The organism is uncultured Salegentibacter sp., assembly GCF_963972535.1.
Classification (GTDB): Bacteria; Bacteroidota; Bacteroidia; order Flavobacteriales; family Flavobacteriaceae; genus Salegentibacter.
The window spans coordinates 1-15,595 of the sequence record NZ_CAXAVR010000061.1; the positions used below are offsets into that span (position 1 = coordinate 1).

A 15,595-nucleotide genomic window follows, 5' to 3' on the forward strand; every position below is an offset into this window, starting at 1 on the left:
CCCGTCACAAATTGCATCTGCTTCAGCTTCTATAGCACCATCTAAATAATGATCCAGTAACAATTTATTATTCGGGATTTTTCGAAGTAAATCTACTACTGTTTCTTCTAGTTCGTCCTTATTGATCACGATCTTCATCCCCTGCCCACCTAATACGTATGAAGGTCTAACCAGGATTGGGAAATCAAGTTCATCGGCTAATGCCAGGGCTTCTTCAGCAGTTTCAGCGGTTCCAAATTCAGGGTAAGGAATATCGTTAGCCTGAAGCAACTTTGAGAAGCTTCCGCGATCTTCAGCAAGATCTAAAGCTTCAAAGCTGGTTCCCATAATTTTAATTCCGTAGCGATCCAGTTTTTCAGCTAATTTCAGTGCAGTCTGTCCACCAAGCTGAACGATCACTCCTTCTGGTTTTTCGTGACGAATAATATCATAAATATGTTCCCAGAAAACCGGTTCAAAATAAAGTTTATCGGCAATATCAAAATCGGTAGAAACCGTCTCAGGGTTACAGTTTATCATTATAGTTTCGTAACCGCATTCTGAAGCGGCAAGAACACCGTGTACACAACTGTAGTCAAATTCAATCCCCTGTCCTATTCGGTTGGGACCGGAACCAAGAACTACAATCTTTTTCTTCTCGCTCACCTTACTTTCGTTATCTACATAACGTTTACCATCGGGAGTTTCAATTTCGGCTTCAAAAGTGGAATAGTAATAAGGTGTTTCAGCTTTAAATTCGGCCGCACAGGTATCTACAAGTTTATAAACCCTATTTATTCCCAGATCTACCCGTTTATTATAAACTTCACTTTCCAGACAATCCAGCATATGTGCTATTTGCCTATCGGCAAAACCTTTTTGTTTCGCTTCCAGCAAAAGATCTTTTGGTAGAGATTCTTTATCATACTTAGAGATCTCTACATCTAAAGCATAAAGCTCTTCGTATTGACGCAAGAACCACATATCTATTTTAGTGATCTCGTGAATGCGGCTTAACGGAATTCCCGCCTGTATTGCATCATAGATCACAAAAACACGATCCCAACTAGCGTAAGTAAGTTTTTCTATAATTTCGTCGTACTTGGTGTAGCTTTTTCCGTCAGCTCCAAGTCCGTTTCTTTTAATCTCAAGTGATTGTGTGGCTTTATGTAAGGCCTCCTGGAAAGAACGGCCAATTCCCATAACTTCTCCCACAGACTTCATTTGAAGTCCTAAGGTGCGGTCTGCGCCCTCAAATTTATCGAAATTCCAGCGCGGGATTTTCACGATCACATAATCTAAAGTAGGCTCAAATAAAGCTGATGTAGATTTAGTAATCTGGTTTTCCAGTTCATCTAAGTTATACCCTATTGCCAGTTTTGTTGCAATTTTCGCTATGGGATACCCGGTTGCTTTAGAAGCCAAAGCCGAAGACCTGGAAACCCTTGGGTTTATTTCTATTGCAATAATATCTTCCTTTTCGTCTGGACTCACCGCAAATTGTACGTTACATCCACCGGCAAAATCGCCAATGTTACGCATCATTTTAATTGCCATATCACGCATACGCTGGTAAGCGGTATCGCTTAATGTCATTGCGGGAGCTACCGTGATAGAATCTCCGGTGTGGATCCCCATTGGATCCATATTTTCTATAGAACAAATAATTACCACATTATCGTTCTTGTCTCTTAGCAGTTCTAATTCATATTCCTTCCAACCTAAAAGTGCTTTATCTATTAGCACCTCGTGAATTGGCGAAGCTTCCAGGCCGTGTGTAAGTTTTTCATGAAACTCATCTGGACCGTGTACAAACGAAGCTCCACTTCCACCTAAAGTAAAAGAGGCACGAATCACTAAAGGAAAACCAAACTCTTGCGCAACTTCTTTTCCCTGAAGATAAGAGGTCACCGTTTTTGCCGGGGCTACTGGAATTCCAATCCTCCCCATAAGCTGTTTAAACTTTTCGCGATCTTCGGTAATATTAATGGCGTCAATATCTACCCCAATTAATTTTATTCCAAAATCTTCCCAAATTCCTTTTTCATCGGCTTCAATACAGAGGTTTAAAGCAGTTTGGCCACCCATTGTTGGTAGAACTGCATCTATATTGGGATGCTTTTTAAGAATTTCTACAATAGACTTTGTAGTTAAAGGTTTTAGATAGACGTGATCTGCCATAGACGGATCTGTCATAATTGTAGCCGGATTGGAGTTAAGCAGGATAGTCTCTATCCCATCTTCACGCAACGAGCGTAAAGACTGTGTTCCGGCATAATCAAATTCGCAGGCCTGGCCTATAATAATAGGTCCGGAGCCAATAATAAGGATACTTTTAAGGTTGTTGTTTTTGGGCATTTTTTATCAGGATTGTAGCATATGAAACATAAAAGTAAGGAAGCGATTGGATATAAAAAAAGGCGTTACTAAAAAAAGTAACACCTTTAAATATTTTAAATCCTAATTCTCATTAGTGCTTATGTCTGTTTTCAGAAGAGACAGATATTTTCTTTCTTCCTTTAGCCCTTCTTCTGGCGAGGACTTTTCTTCCGTTTGCACTAGCCATTCTTTCTCGAAAACCGTGCTTGTTCTTTCTTTTTCTCTTGGATGGTTGAAACGTTCTTTTCATTTTAAATATCTTTAAATCTTCTGAATAATCGTTTTTTTAGCTCTCTGTAAAACTGCGTGCAAATATACAAAGCTTTTTAACTATTACAAGAGGTAATTTAAATTATTTTTAATTGTTTTTCTTACCTTTGCCGCTTCCAAAATAAAAGCATTTATGTTTAATAAGAATATCAAATTAGTTTTAGCAGGAGCTGTAATAGGTCTTGCCATTTGGCAGTTTATAGAAGGAAACATTGGAAATGGTATTATGTACATTCTACTTTCCTTAATATTTATATTCCTGTATTTTAAAAATGAAATGATATTGCTTGCTTTCTTGCGACTTAGAAAACAAGATTTTCCCGGCGCAAAAAAGTGGTTAGATAAAATTAAAAATCCAGAAACTGCGCTTACCCAAAAACAACAGGGTTATTATTGGTATCTACACGGGCTAATGGTTTCTCAAACCAATATTACACAAGCCGAAAAATTCTTTAAACGCGCTATTAAATTAGGCCTGGCTATGGATCAGGACCTGGCTATGGCAAAATTGAACCTGGCGGGAATTGCAATGACAAAACGCCGAAAAAGAGAAGCTACCAATTTACTTGCTGAAGCTAAAAAACTGGATAAGCACGGAATGCTTAAAGACCAGATTAAGATGATGAAGCAGCAAATGAAGAAAATCTAATTTTTACATAAATTTAGTTAATTTCAGCTTTCATTAATTTTTTCGCAACTTTTGGCCAAAATATTGACCCTTCAGCGATAATATTTCAGCAATAGTTTCTTCCGAAGTATCTTTGTTTTTAACTAAACAGAACAAAGTGCATGAAGAGACTTTTACTCCTCTTTTTTATAATTTTAAGCTTAAATATACAGGCTCAAACAGAGAAAAGCGACAAGCTTTATTTCTCTGATGCACTTGTTATGCACTTACCTGAATATAATAAGGAAGCAAAAGCGGCTTATAGATACAGGCGGTTTGAAGAAGCCGACCGGTTATTTGAAAACTTTGTTACCACTAAACTGCAGGGAACATATATAGATAATTTTAAATTTCTAAATCTCAAAGGGAAAAAAGTTGCGCTATACGATTATAAAAAGCCCGTTTATTTATTAACCTATGCTTCCTGGTGTATTCCGGGGAAAGGCGAAATTCCGGCACTTAATGAACTAGCCGATAAATACCGGGATAAAATTGATTTTGTAATTGTGTTTTGGGACAAAAAAGAAACGGCCAAAAAACTTTCCAAACAATTTAATTCACATATAAATGTATTATATGTAGATGAAACCAGGAACAACCACGCTTTTGTGGTAGAATACCTGAAACATTCTTTAGGTTTACCAACCTGCTATTTAATTGGCGGTGACCGGGAAATTAGGGATATTAAAAGAAGTATTTTTCATCCTTATAACTTATCTAAAGAAGAATCTTTTGAACTTAATTACGAAGCAATTAATTCGGCGATTACAAATAATCTTATTGGAAATTCAGAAAAGCGGGAAGAAATAAATTGGAGCGCCATTACACCGGAATAATTAAAGCAATGGAGCCCACAGCCTGGCCAGGGCTTCTCTTATTTTTTCTAAAGCCGGGCGTTGCATCCATTCATTTATAGTTAGCTCGGTGGTTTCTTTAAGGTCATTATTATAAACCTCAGTCATTTCTCCAGCCACTTCCTTATCGTATAAAAATGCATTAATCTCAAAGTTAATATCAAAACTGCGATTATCAAGATTACAGGAACCAATACTGGTTAGTACACCGTCTACTACCATAGTCTTAGCGTGGACCATCCCTTTATGATAATGAAAAACCTGAACCCCAGATTCCAGTAATTTTTCTATATAAGAATTGGTGGCATAACGTGCAATCACCGAATCTCCTTTTTCAGGAATAATAATTTTAACTTCCACTCCTATTCTACTTGCCATACACAAGGCGGTAAGAATTTGATTGTTTGGAATAAAATAAGGTGTGGTTATATAAATATATTTATCAGCAGTATTTATTGCGGTTAGAATGGCTTCCATAATATTTTGCCAATCGGTGTCGGGGCCACTGGCGGCAATTTGAACCGCAGTATTTTCGGTTAAATCTATCTTCGGAAAAAAACTATCTTTAATTTTAAGTTCTTTTCCACTAATAAAATTAAAATTCAGTAAAAATTGAGCCTGCAAAGATTTTACGGCATGACCTTCAATTCTAAGGTGGGTATCTCGCCAGAACATTTTTTCTTGCGGGTTTTCTTCAAAATTCACATATTCATCACATATATTAATTCCTCCAATAAACCCAATATTCCCGTCTATAATCGCCATTTTTCGATGATTGCGATAATTTAATTTTCGGGTTAAATTGGGAAACCAAACCGGCATAAACGGATAAATTTCAATTCCGCAAGATTTCATTTTTTTAACCGCTTTTGAAGAAAGTCTACTCGCTACGTAATCGTAACTAACCCGTACTTTCACCCCTTCCTCAGCCTTTTCACATAGCAATAAAATAAGGCGGTTTCCTATTCTACCGCTATTAAAAATGTAATATTCTATATGAATATGATCCTGGGATTTCTTAATATCTTCAAATAAGGCTGAGAACTTATTTTCGCCATTTATAAGGACACGGACTTTATTTAAAAAAGTAACCGGTTTCTTTTGATTATTTTGCAGTAAGTGGACAAGCTTGATCTTTTGATTAACACACTCCTGGTTTAAATTAACCAGATCTTTTTTATTTAGCATTAGCTTATCTTCCCAATGCTTAATAATCTTCTGGTCGTACAGTTTTTTACGGTTAAATAACTTGCTTTTCCTAAATTCCTGGGCAAAAAAGTAATAGACCAACAGGCCTATAACCGGCAGTACAAAAAGTGCAAAAATGAGCGAAATACTTTTTACCGGTTCCCTAAAATGCATTAATTCATAACCGGCCGTTATAAAAACGATTATAAAATTGATAGTTAGAAGTACCCACCAAAAATTATCCAGGAAAGCATTCATTTACTTTACCGCGGTGTAAGTTTTCTCTGCAGGGATCTTAATCTCGTATTCCTTTCTGGATGCATTATTTAAATGTGCTTCTCTAAGCCAGGGATTATGGATTTTTAAGATCTTATAATTAATATCAAAATGATGCGCAAATTCGGCGAAATCTTTTACCACGGTATCAACTTTAACCGTTTTGGTTGGAATATGTTTGTAAAGATGTTTTTCTTCAAAATTGAAGCCGTATTGTTCAGGATTGCTTAAAATCTCTTTTATAGCAAGAATTCTAAACATATATCTTCCGGTTTCTTCCCCGAGCAATAATTCGTAATAATCATCTACTTTTTGACGTTCTAACTGTCTTTCAACGCCTCTATTCCCGGCGTTATAAGCGGCAGCCGCCATTGTCCAGCTACCAAATTTTTCTTTAGATTTCTTTAGATAATCGGCTGCAACACGGGTAGATTTTTCAATATGGTAGCGTTCGTCTACATTTCCATTTATCTCTAAACCGTAATCTTTCCCGGTACCTTCCATAATTTGCCAAAATCCTTTGGCACCTGCAGGAGAAACTGCCTGTGTTAATCCGCTTTCAATTACAGCCAGGTATTTAAAATCGTCTGGCACACCTTCTTCCTTCAGAATAGGTTCAATAATTGGAAAAAATTGATTGGCTCGCTTTATTAAAAGCAAGGCATTAGACTGCCAGTAGGTATTTACCAGCAATTCCCTGTCCATTCTTTCGTAAATATCTGGATCATCAATTGGCACCTCTTCTCCTGCAAAGTTTATATTTTCAGGCATTGGGAGCGCATAGATATTATAATCTTTTACCGGACGCTCTTTTTGATTGGCTACAGAAGATTCAGCTGTAGTCTCGTTGTTAGAATCTGGAGACTGTTGAGCAGCTTGTATACTTACAAACACAATAGTGAAAAGTCCCACTATAACTAATGCAGATTTTAAAATTTTCATATTAATTCAATTTTTTATTTTTCTCTTTAATTTTTCCTGAAAGTATTATTTCAGGAAGATACTTATTAAACCAACGATAACGATTCAAAATCATTATATGAGTCCCACCTTTTACGGTAATACATTCTGGAATATATTTTATAGGAAAAATCTCGTCTTTATCACCGTGAATATGCACAATGCCTTTTTGGGCTTTGGCACAATTCCATAAAACCATATTTTCTATAGCCCAGTCTAAATAACGCTGATTCCTAACCGAAAGATATTGCCGGTAAAGTTTCGCCCTTTTTTTAATAAAATCTCCTACGGCAATCTTTTCAAAATGATCTACATAATCTAACAAACTTGTAGGTATAAGTTTAAATAAACCTGTGCTGGCGGCGTATCGCATACGCCTTGGCAATTCTTCTCTACATTTTACACTAGAAATTATAATAAGCCTTTTAAGATTAAGGCTCTTTGCCATTTCCTGCACAATAATCCCGCCAAAAGAAACCCCTATTAAGACCGCATGATCATGTTCTATGTATTTATTCATACGGGTGGCATAATTTTTTAAACTTTCATTCTTTTTAGGAATCATCCACTCTAAAAAATGCATTTTAAAACGGTCTTCTGGAAGTTTTATAAATTCAAATATGGAAGAATTAGCAGCCATACCGGGCATAAAATAAACGTGAATCAACTGGTTTTCTTCAGTCATTTTAACAAGTATATAACACTTAACATTGAGCTAATGCCGTAAATTTACCTAAGAAGTGAATTTTGAAATATTTTCAATTTTTAATTCTAATATTTCATAAAATACTCCAGGAGCTTGTCCCGGGGTAGTTTGCACTCCAAAATTACTGCTATTTATTTGGCTTTCACAATTGAAAGATTAAAATTAATGGAGAATTTTACAAAGCCTATAATTTTATTGTTTGCTGCTAATAATTCAGCTTTAAAGGCTTTATTTTCCTACCTTTACAATAACCATCCAAAGAAAATTTTTACAACTAATTATTGCCGATTTATGCGATTAAATTGGCTGGCTTAATGGTTAATAACAAAAAAGAGAAATGATGAATGCCGAAGAAATTATAATTACCGATAATGAATTTTTAAGACAGTTTGAAACTACTATAAATCAACAACTTGCTACCATAGAGTACGCCCAGCAGGAACGAAAAATATTTTTAACAAAAGTATTTATGCCTGAAACTCTTAAAGAAGAAGGCTATATGGATATTTTTATTGAAGCTGTTTTAGAAGAAATTAAAGAACGAAATACGCGCGTAATGCCCACCAGTCCAGATGTTGCTAAATTTATGCGTAAGAACAGGAGAAAGTATAAAGACCTTTTACCGGTAGGAATTAATATTTAAACCGCTACTTTTTCTGAAGCAAATTCAAACCTAACCAATCCATCTTCGTCAATAGAAGTCAGTTCTATTTGATGAAGTGTATTTACCAATGCGGGATCCCAGGGTGCTTTTACCTTTACATAGTTCTCTGTAAAACCGTGAATGTATCCTTCTTTATTCTCCCCTTCAAAAAGTACAGTACTTGTATTTCCTAACTGACTTTCATAAAACGCCCGTCTCTTTTTAGCCGAAAGCCCGCGTAGCATTTTGCTTCGTTTCTTTCTCACTTTGGTAGGAACCACACCTTCCATTTCTGCTGCAGGAGTATTATCACGCTCAGAATAAGTAAAAACGTGCAGGTAAGAAATATCTAATTCATTCAAATAATTATAAGTTTCCAGGAAGCGTTTTTCGGTTTCGCCGGGAAAGCCAACAATAACATCAACACCAATACAGGCATTGGGCATTACTCGCTTAATTTGCGCCACTCTATCGCTATAAAGCGAACTCATATAACGACGCTTCATCAATTTAAGCAAATCGTCACTTCCGCTTTGTAATGGAATATGAAAATGAGGCACAAACGTATTACTATCGGCAACAAAATCTATGGTCTCGTTTTTCAATAAATTAGGCTCAATAGAAGAGATTCTTAAACGTTCAATTCCATCTACCTCATCTAAAGCTTTTACAAGGTCAAGAAAAGTATGTTCGTGCTTTTTATTGCCAAATTCTCCTTTTCCGTAATCCCCAATATTCACTCCGGTTAGCACAATTTCTTTAATTCCTTTTGCAGAAATTTCAGCGGCATTGGTTAAAACATTTTCCAGTTTATCGCTTCGGGAAATTCCACGCGCTAACGGAATAGTACAATAAGTACATTTATAATCACAACCATCCTGAACTTTTAAAAATGCACGAGTCCTATCTCCAATCGAATAAGCACCTACATAAAAATCGGCTTCGTCAATTTCGCAAGAGTGAACTTCACCCATTTCATTTTTAGAAAGATCGTTAAGATAATCGGTGATTTTGAATTTTTCAGTTGCTCCAAGCACTAAATCTACGCCATCTACATCGGCAAGTTCTTCCGGTTTCAATTGTGCATAGCAACCCACGGCAATTACAAACGCATCTTCATTCACTTTTTGTGCTTGTTTTACGATGGTTTTAAAGCGTTTATCGGCATTCTCGGTAACCGAACAGGTATTGATCACATAGATATCAGCTTCTTCATTGAATTCCACACGCTTAAAACCTTCATCTTTAAAAGATCTTGCAATGGTAGAAGTTTCTGAAAAATTGAGTTTACAACCCAAGGTATAAAATGCGACCTTCTTAGTATTCATACACCTGCCTGTTTCTGTAGAAGTTAAACGATTTTTAGGGCTGCAAAGATACCAACAATTATTGTTTTAGGAAAACATTGTTTTGATTTCGGTTCTCAGTTGTGAGTTATCAGTTGTCGGTTTTCTGTTTGTGGTTAAGTCGTCATTGCGAGGAGGCGATAGCCGACGTGGCAATCTGTGCTTGAAAACCGCATTCAAACGTCATTCCGGGTATAAATAAACTAGATCTGAAACAGGTTCAGGATGACGTGATCAATAAACATTTCAAACAAAAGATTGCCGCGCTCGTGCCTCGCTCGCATTGACGAATTAAATATTATATAAGAAGAGAAATGATTAAACTTTCTCAACCGAAGCAATTACAACCTCAGCTTCCAGTATAATTTTACTTTTTATAGAATTGGAGATCAAACAGGCTTTTTCACTTTTTTCTATGATGCGTTTTGCTCTTTCAGCATTATTTTCATCGGAAATTTCCAAAACCGGTTTTAGTATAATTTCAGTCATTTGAAATTTACCTTCAACTTTATCCAGTTTTCCAATTGCTTTAGATTTAAAAGAGATAAACTCCAGTTTAGAATTTTCAGCAATAGCCAGGAAGGTTGTCATCAAACAACTTTCTACCGCGGCAACTAGAAAATGTTCAGGAGACCAAATGTTGGGCATTCCTTTTGGAAAATCTGGCGGGGTTGCTGTTTCAATAGTATCGGTTAATGCGGGAGAGCTAACTTCTCCTTTTCGGTCTTCTAACCAGGTAAGATCTACCTGGTATTCGTGTTTTTCAGCCATAACTTTATATTTTTTTAAACCCAAATGGGGTATTTTCTTTGCAAAGAAACAGCGATTAAAAACTAAAAAATATGATTCAGGTCAGCTTCAGGAAAAACTTTAAGATTCAATAAATTCTTTAAGCGTATTTACCACATAATCCAACTCTTCCCTGGTATTAAATCTCGAAAATGAAAACCGTACCGATGGTTTTTTAAGGTCTTCTTCTTCTAAAAATGCATTTAGCACATGAGAACCTTTATCACTTCCACTTTGGCAGGCACTACCTTTAGAACAGGCAATTCCTTTTAAATCTAATTGAAATAATAACATTAAAGCTTTATCGGCCGGGACAGGTAAACATACATTTACCAAAGTATAGGTACTTTTTGTAGAATCGTCACAATCACCGTTGAATTTCACCCCGGGAATTTCGGCTTTTAATTTTGAGATAAAATGAGCTTTTAGATAACTTATATAGGCTTTTTCTTCGGCTAAATTATCTAAAGATAGTTTTAAAGCTTCTTCCAGGCCTACAATATTATGAACCCCTTCTGTACCGGCACGATGGCCACGCTCCTGCTCTCCTCCAAAAATAAGTGGTTTTAATCCGCTGTTTTTTCTAATAAAAGCAAATCCCACACCTTTTGGGCCGTGAAATTTATGAGCGCTTACCGCGGTAAAATCTACCAGAATTTCACTAAAATCAAGATCATAATGTCCCACCGATTGTACACAATCTGAATGAAATAAGGCGTGATGTTTTTTACACAATTCCCCGACTTTTTTAATATCCAGTTTATTCCCAATCTCGTTATTTACGTGCATCAGGGTAACTAGCGTCTTTTTATCTGAAGCATTTAGTAATTTTTCTAATTGTGCTACATCAATATTTCCGCAGGAATCTAAATCAACATAAACTACCTCTACATCAAAACAATCCTGAAGCTGCTCTACGGTATACAAAACCGCGTGGTGTTCAATTTTGGAAGTGATTATTCGCTTAACTCCAAGATCACGAACCGCGGAATTTAAAGCCAGGTTATCGGCTTCAGTACCACCAGAAGTGAAAATTATTTCTGAAGCTTTTACATTTAAATAACCGGCAACGGTTTTACGCGCCTGCTCTATTAAAGATTTAGCAGATCTTCCAAAAGAATGGGTAGAAGAAGGATTACCATAAACCTCTTTCATCACAGAGGTCATTCGGTCAATTACTTCATCACGCATTTGCGTGGTCGCGGCAGAATCAAGATATACATTTTTCATTGCCGCAAAATTAAACGAAATAAAATTATTTAAAAGAACCTGCCCTAAAAATCCTGAATTCCGCTATTTTTGTTTCACTTTGAATATATTACCATACTATGAAAAAGATTCTTGCAGCTTTATTTTTCTCTTTTGCCCTTTATTCCTGTGACGACGGGGATATTACCGTGACCAGTTTCGATTTAGAGAACAGTGATCTAACTTTATGTAAAATTGATGGTAAAAAAGTGCTTTGGGCAGTTAATAATGAAGATGTTTATGAATCTATGTCTTTGGAATTGGATGACAACAGGTTAAGAGACACACTTACACAAACAATATTAACTTTAGATATTAGCGAGGATTTAGAGATTAACCTTTCGGGAGAAAATAACCGATTAGTCTACAGAATTTATGACAGTGAGATTACCGGAGGGGAATATTTTTGCAAGGGAGTGCCACCAGGATCTCCACGGGTATTAGAAGAATATGTTTCTGCCGGCGGGGTTGTGGTAATTAGAACCAGGTTTAATGATATTAGCCTCGATGCCGACGCCGATGGGGATGGCGTACCCAATGGCGAAGAAGGATATGATCCCAACGGTGACCATCTGGATACTGATGGTGATGGTATCCCAGATTATTTAGATATTGATGATGATAATGATAATGTGCCAACAGCCATTGAAAGAGTTGCCGGCCCCGATGATGATGCTACAGAAGAAGGTTATTTAGATACAGATGTAGATGGAATACCCAATTATCTTGATCCCGATGATGATAATGATGAAGTTTTAACCCGCCACGAAATTGATCCCGAGGATGTACAAAGAGCTATTGACGAAAATAACGATGCCTTTCTAAGTCCTATAAATACGGCTGAAGTAGATGGATTTCCAAATTATTTAAATGAAAATATTTTTGATCCTAATTTTGAACACGATCTTCAGTTAGATCATCATATTACAAGAAGTTATAGATCTACCATTGAGATTAAAAATTTTAATTTAATTAGACAGGATGGAAGCGGCGAAGACATTCGATTTGATTCTTATATCCTGGGAAGACTGGATGTTACAAGAATTCCTTTTCAGCAATTTACTAACCTTCAACAGGAAAATGAAGAGGGAGAAAGTGATAACGAAAATGGTGAAGAAGAAACTAATACAGAAGATTAAACATTCTGAAAGAAATAGACTTCTGTAGCACCGAGACCATATTTTTGGTAATCGGCATCGTAAAATTTAAGGTTGTCGTATCGGCCCAGTAAAAAATCCAATTCGGCTTTTAAGACTCCCTCGCCTACCCCGTGAATAAACACAATTTTCTGAATTCGTTTTCTCATTGCGAATTCTATTTGCCGTTTTGCAGTTTCTAATTGTAGGTTCAGCATATCGTAATTATTCATTCCGCGGGAAGAAGTGGTAAGTTTTTCAATATGCAAATCTACTTCCATTGGAGGCAGGTTTCTTTCTTTCGGCTTTATGCGTTGTGATTTGGGTTTTGGAGGTAACTTTTTTTCAGCTAAAACCTTTTCAAAATCAACATCATCAGATAAAGCTTCAATTGGGGTTTCAATTTTCACTAATTCCGCTGCAGAAAATTCCATTTCAAAACCATCGGTAGTTTCAATATAAACAGTATCGGCTTCAGTTTTTAATACATAACCTTCCAGCACATCATCTAAAACCGCCACTTTATCTCCTTTTTTCAGCTCCATTACTCGTTATTTTCGTCTTCTTTATGATCGTCTTTTGTCTCTACCCAAAAATTTGTTGCACGATAAAGACCTAGCATAATAGTGACTAAACCAATGATCTTAAAGTAAGCGTGAGCACCTTCAGCTGCAATTGCATAAATTAAAAGTGCGCCACCTACTACGATTAAAATTGTATTTATTACTTGAGAATTATTCATTTTTTTACCTGTTATCCCTTATTTGTAAAATGTTTAAAATAACGGTTCTTGTATTTTCTGCAAAGTTACAGGAATTATGAGGCAAATATACTTCTTAGCTTTTATTTTCTCTTTTTACTACGGAAATGCTCAATTACACATTTCACCTTCTACTTACGGAGATTCCTATATTTATCTTAGCGATCGTTTTTTGTATGTTGAAGACAATATCAATTTAGAAAAAAACAACAATCCAGAAACTGAAGCAAGCATTTACCTTAGAAAAGAATCGCAATTATTACAGGGAGAAAAAAGTACAAATCTCAATTATGGGAATGGCTTACTCTCGGTTTTCCAGGAAGGCACTTCTAATGCTTTTGATTATAATTACTGGGCATTGCCGGTAAAAGATAATATTAGCCAAAACCAATTTGGTGCTGTAATTTTTCAACCTAAGAACAAAACCAATAGTACTCCGGTTCATATTACAGGAAGTTTAGAAGGCACTTCCCACCCTTTAAGAATTTCTCGCCGCTGGATCTATAAATATTCTGGTAATGAATATAATGATTGGCAATATGTAGGTGATTATTTTGATGTTGCGCCGGGAGAAGGCTTTACTATGAAAGGTGTAAATGGCACTGACTCCAGACTCGTTAATGGAGTTGAAAACAATCCAGGTAATAGCCAGCGGTACGATTTTAGAGGTTTACCCAATGATGGCGAGATAAAAGTTTCAATAAATAAGGACCAGGCAGTTTTGGTGGGCAATCCTTATCCCTCTGCCCTACATTTACAAAGTTTTTTAATGGAAAATCCCGCCAGCACAGGCATTGCTTATTTTTGGGATTCTAAAAATAATGGTGATTCTCATAACCTAAAAGACTATGAAGGTGGTTATGGTTCTTACTCTCCTGGGGCAAATGCTTATGCGCCTGCAGTTTTTAAAACTTATAACGGTGCAGGTGAAGAAACAGGAAGTTCGGGAGAAAGCGGTAGTGAAATTGCTCGCGAATACTCTCCTATTGCACAGGGTTTTATGCTAAGCGGAAGAAACGACGGCTATATTCATTTTAAAAATTCGCAAAGAAGGTTTCAACAGGAAAATTCACAAACATCAGAGTTTAAAAATCAGCAAAAAAGTGAGATTCCGCTTTTAAAACTCAATGTAATAGTAAATAGCCTCTACACCCGTGCCCTACTTTTAGCTTTTAGGGAAGATTCTTCTAAAGATTATGATTGGGCAATGGACGCAAAGATCTATGGGGTTTTGCAAAATGATGTGGGATGGAATATTGAAGAAGCATATTATAATATACAGGTAAGGCCGTTTAGAAAAAATGATAAAATTCCGTTGCTAATTAATTTAACAGAAAATGCTTCATTACGCTTTCAACTTGATGATTTTAGACAATTTGAGAATGAAAATGTGTATATTTTTGATGCTGAGTTAGAATCTAATTTTCGATTAAATAAAGATATATTTTCAATAGATTTACCAAAAGGAAACTATAGTAATCGATTTTTTATTAGTTTTATTGAGGAAAAAGAAGATAATTTGCAATCTGAATTACCAGTAGAAGAATTAGATTTTTTAATACCTGAAGCTCTTATTGTTCAAAATAACATAGAAGCGCAGTTGGAGATTAAAATGGTGGAAACCGATGTAAAGCAAATTTTGTTATACGACCTTAACGGACAAATGATTTATAATAAAACATTACCAGGCGGAAGTGCAAATTATACACTGACTACTTCAGGACTACAGGACGCAATTTATGTCCTGAAATTAATTTCTTCTAACAATATGGAATTCACCAAAAAAATTAGCATTAAAAATTAATTATGGAAGATTTTATGTTGCCCTGTCTTAACAAAAGCCTCTTTGGAGTAGATTGTTTTGGCTGCGGGGGTCAACGCGCTTTATTACTTGTTTTTAGAGCAGAATTTACCCAGGCATTTTTAATGTTTCCGGCTATCTATCCTATTTTATTTTTACTTGCATTTCTCATCCTGAATCTCTTCGTAAAATTTAGATACGATTTTCAAATAAAAATCGGGCTAATTATTTTGAGCGGGGCGGTAATGCTAATTAGCTATTTAATAAAAATGAATCAATTAATACACCTAACCCAATAAACCAATCTTTATGGAAAGACAACAATTACCAAATTCAACTTTAATTTTAATTTTCGGTATTCTCTCAATTATAGGATGCTGCTGTTACGGTATTCTGGGAATTATCTTCGGAATTATTGCACTTGTAATGGCAAAAAGGGCTACCGAAATCTATAATGCACAACCTGAACTATACACCGGGTACCAAAACGTAAAAACCGGGAAAATTCTTGCTATTATTGGCCTTATCCTAAGCGCTATTAGTTTAATAAGCACTATTGTAATGTTTATTATGTATGGCGGAGTAGATGGGAT

At 35.9% G+C, this 15,595-nt stretch carries 17 protein-coding genes; 7 read left to right on the forward strand and 10 right to left on the reverse strand.

Going from position 1 to position 15,595, the window contains the following annotated elements; translation table 11 throughout:
* Together carB and rpmH are read right to left on the reverse strand one after the other, a co-directional pair.
* The coding region (gene carB, locus AACZ30_RS08705) for a carbamoyl-phosphate synthase large subunit (protein WP_339648866.1) at nt 1–2,337 on the reverse strand (2,337 nt) is incomplete at its 3' end.
* Between the two features lie 112 nt (nt 2,338–2,449).
* Nucleotides 2,450–2,608, reverse strand: coding sequence for a 50S ribosomal protein L34 (gene rpmH, locus AACZ30_RS08710; RefSeq protein ID WP_075327124.1), 159 nt, complete (start codon nt 2,606–2,608; stop codon nt 2,450–2,452).
* Nucleotides 2,609–2,761: 153 nt separating this feature from the next.
* Here rpmH and AACZ30_RS08715 point away from each other — a divergent pair, with 153 nt between their 5' ends.
* Both AACZ30_RS08715 and AACZ30_RS08720 read left to right on the forward strand, forming a co-directional pair.
* Nucleotides 2,762–3,277, forward strand: a complete 516-nt coding sequence (locus tag AACZ30_RS08715) for a hypothetical protein (protein WP_075327125.1) — start codon at nt 2,762–2,764, stop codon at nt 3,275–3,277.
* A 140-nt stretch (nt 3,278–3,417) separates the two neighbouring features.
* Nucleotides 3,418–4,131 carry a TlpA disulfide reductase family protein gene (locus AACZ30_RS08720; protein WP_339648868.1) on the forward strand — a complete coding sequence of 238 codons (714 nt, stop codon included), beginning with the start codon at nt 3,418–3,420 and terminating at the stop codon, nt 4,129–4,131.
* On the opposite strand, the gene cls is transcribed toward AACZ30_RS08720, so the two are convergent.
* The 3 genes from cls to AACZ30_RS08735 are packed head-to-tail and all read right to left on the reverse strand — an operon-like array spanning nt 4,132 to nt 7,258.
* The gene (cls, locus tag AACZ30_RS08725) at nt 4,132–5,595 is read right to left on the reverse strand and encodes a cardiolipin synthase (protein ID WP_339648870.1); all 1,464 of its coding nucleotides are present in this window, start codon (nt 5,593–5,595) and stop codon (nt 4,132–4,134) included.
* The gene (locus AACZ30_RS08730; RefSeq protein WP_339648871.1) at nt 5,596–6,555 is read right to left on the reverse strand and encodes a lytic transglycosylase domain-containing protein; all 960 of its coding nucleotides are present in this window, start codon (nt 6,553–6,555) and stop codon (nt 5,596–5,598) included.
* 1 nt (nt 6,556) lies between these two features.
* The gene (locus tag AACZ30_RS08735; protein WP_339648874.1) at nt 6,557–7,258 is read right to left on the reverse strand and encodes an alpha/beta hydrolase; all 702 of its coding nucleotides are present in this window, start codon (nt 7,256–7,258) and stop codon (nt 6,557–6,559) included.
* A 361-nt stretch (nt 7,259–7,619) separates the two neighbouring features.
* On the opposite strand from AACZ30_RS08735, the gene AACZ30_RS08740 reads away from it, so the two are divergent.
* The gene (locus tag AACZ30_RS08740; RefSeq protein WP_075327131.1) at nt 7,620–7,922 is read left to right on the forward strand and encodes an N-acetyltransferase; all 303 of its coding nucleotides are present in this window, start codon (nt 7,620–7,622) and stop codon (nt 7,920–7,922) included.
* Here AACZ30_RS08740 and mtaB read toward each other — a convergent pair.
* The 3 genes from mtaB to AACZ30_RS08755 form a co-directional block, all read right to left on the reverse strand.
* The gene (gene mtaB, locus AACZ30_RS08745; RefSeq protein WP_339648876.1) at nt 7,919–9,250 is read right to left on the reverse strand and encodes a tRNA (N(6)-L-threonylcarbamoyladenosine(37)-C(2))-methylthiotransferase MtaB; all 1,332 of its coding nucleotides are present in this window, start codon (nt 9,248–9,250) and stop codon (nt 7,919–7,921) included. The two genes, AACZ30_RS08740 and mtaB, sit on opposite strands and share 4 nt — an antisense overlap.
* Nucleotides 9,251–9,586: 336 nt before the next feature.
* Nucleotides 9,587–10,039 carry an OsmC family protein gene (locus tag AACZ30_RS08750; RefSeq protein WP_339648877.1) on the reverse strand — a complete coding sequence of 151 codons (453 nt, stop codon included), beginning with the start codon at nt 10,037–10,039 and terminating at the stop codon, nt 9,587–9,589.
* Nucleotides 10,040–10,138: 99 nt separating this feature from the next.
* Nucleotides 10,139–11,287, reverse strand: coding sequence for a cysteine desulfurase family protein (locus AACZ30_RS08755; protein WP_339648878.1), 1,149 nt, complete (start codon nt 11,285–11,287; stop codon nt 10,139–10,141).
* A 98-nt stretch (nt 11,288–11,385) separates the two neighbouring features.
* Between AACZ30_RS08755 and AACZ30_RS08760 the strand changes: the two genes are divergently transcribed.
* A complete protein-coding gene (locus AACZ30_RS08760; protein ID WP_339648879.1) occupies nt 11,386–12,444 on the forward strand; it encodes a hypothetical protein in 1,059 nt (352 codons plus the stop codon).
* Here the strand turns inward: AACZ30_RS08760 and AACZ30_RS08765 are convergent.
* Both AACZ30_RS08765 and AACZ30_RS08770 read right to left on the reverse strand, forming a co-directional pair.
* The gene (locus AACZ30_RS08765; RefSeq protein ID WP_339648880.1) at nt 12,441–12,986 is read right to left on the reverse strand and encodes a Smr/MutS family protein; all 546 of its coding nucleotides are present in this window, start codon (nt 12,984–12,986) and stop codon (nt 12,441–12,443) included. The two genes, AACZ30_RS08760 and AACZ30_RS08765, sit on opposite strands and share 4 nt — an antisense overlap.
* Nucleotides 12,986–13,183: a hypothetical protein gene (locus AACZ30_RS08770; protein WP_075327137.1), complete on the reverse strand. Its 198-nt coding sequence runs from the start codon at nt 13,181–13,183 to the stop codon at nt 12,986–12,988. The genes AACZ30_RS08765 and AACZ30_RS08770 overlap by 1 nt, the downstream gene beginning before the upstream one ends.
* Nucleotides 13,184–13,259: 76 nt before the next feature.
* Between AACZ30_RS08770 and AACZ30_RS08775 the strand changes: the two genes are divergently transcribed.
* The 3 genes from AACZ30_RS08775 to AACZ30_RS08785 form a co-directional block, all read left to right on the forward strand.
* The gene (locus tag AACZ30_RS08775; RefSeq protein WP_339648881.1) at nt 13,260–15,005 is read left to right on the forward strand and encodes a T9SS type A sorting domain-containing protein; all 1,746 of its coding nucleotides are present in this window, start codon (nt 13,260–13,262) and stop codon (nt 15,003–15,005) included.
* 14 nt (nt 15,006–15,019) lie between these two features.
* The gene (locus AACZ30_RS08780; protein ID WP_339648884.1) at nt 15,020–15,301 is read left to right on the forward strand and encodes a DUF2752 domain-containing protein; all 282 of its coding nucleotides are present in this window, start codon (nt 15,020–15,022) and stop codon (nt 15,299–15,301) included.
* Nucleotides 15,302–15,311: 10 nt separating this feature from the next.
* The coding region (locus AACZ30_RS08785) for a CCC motif membrane protein (protein WP_339648882.1) at nt 15,312–15,595 on the forward strand (284 nt) is incomplete at its 3' end.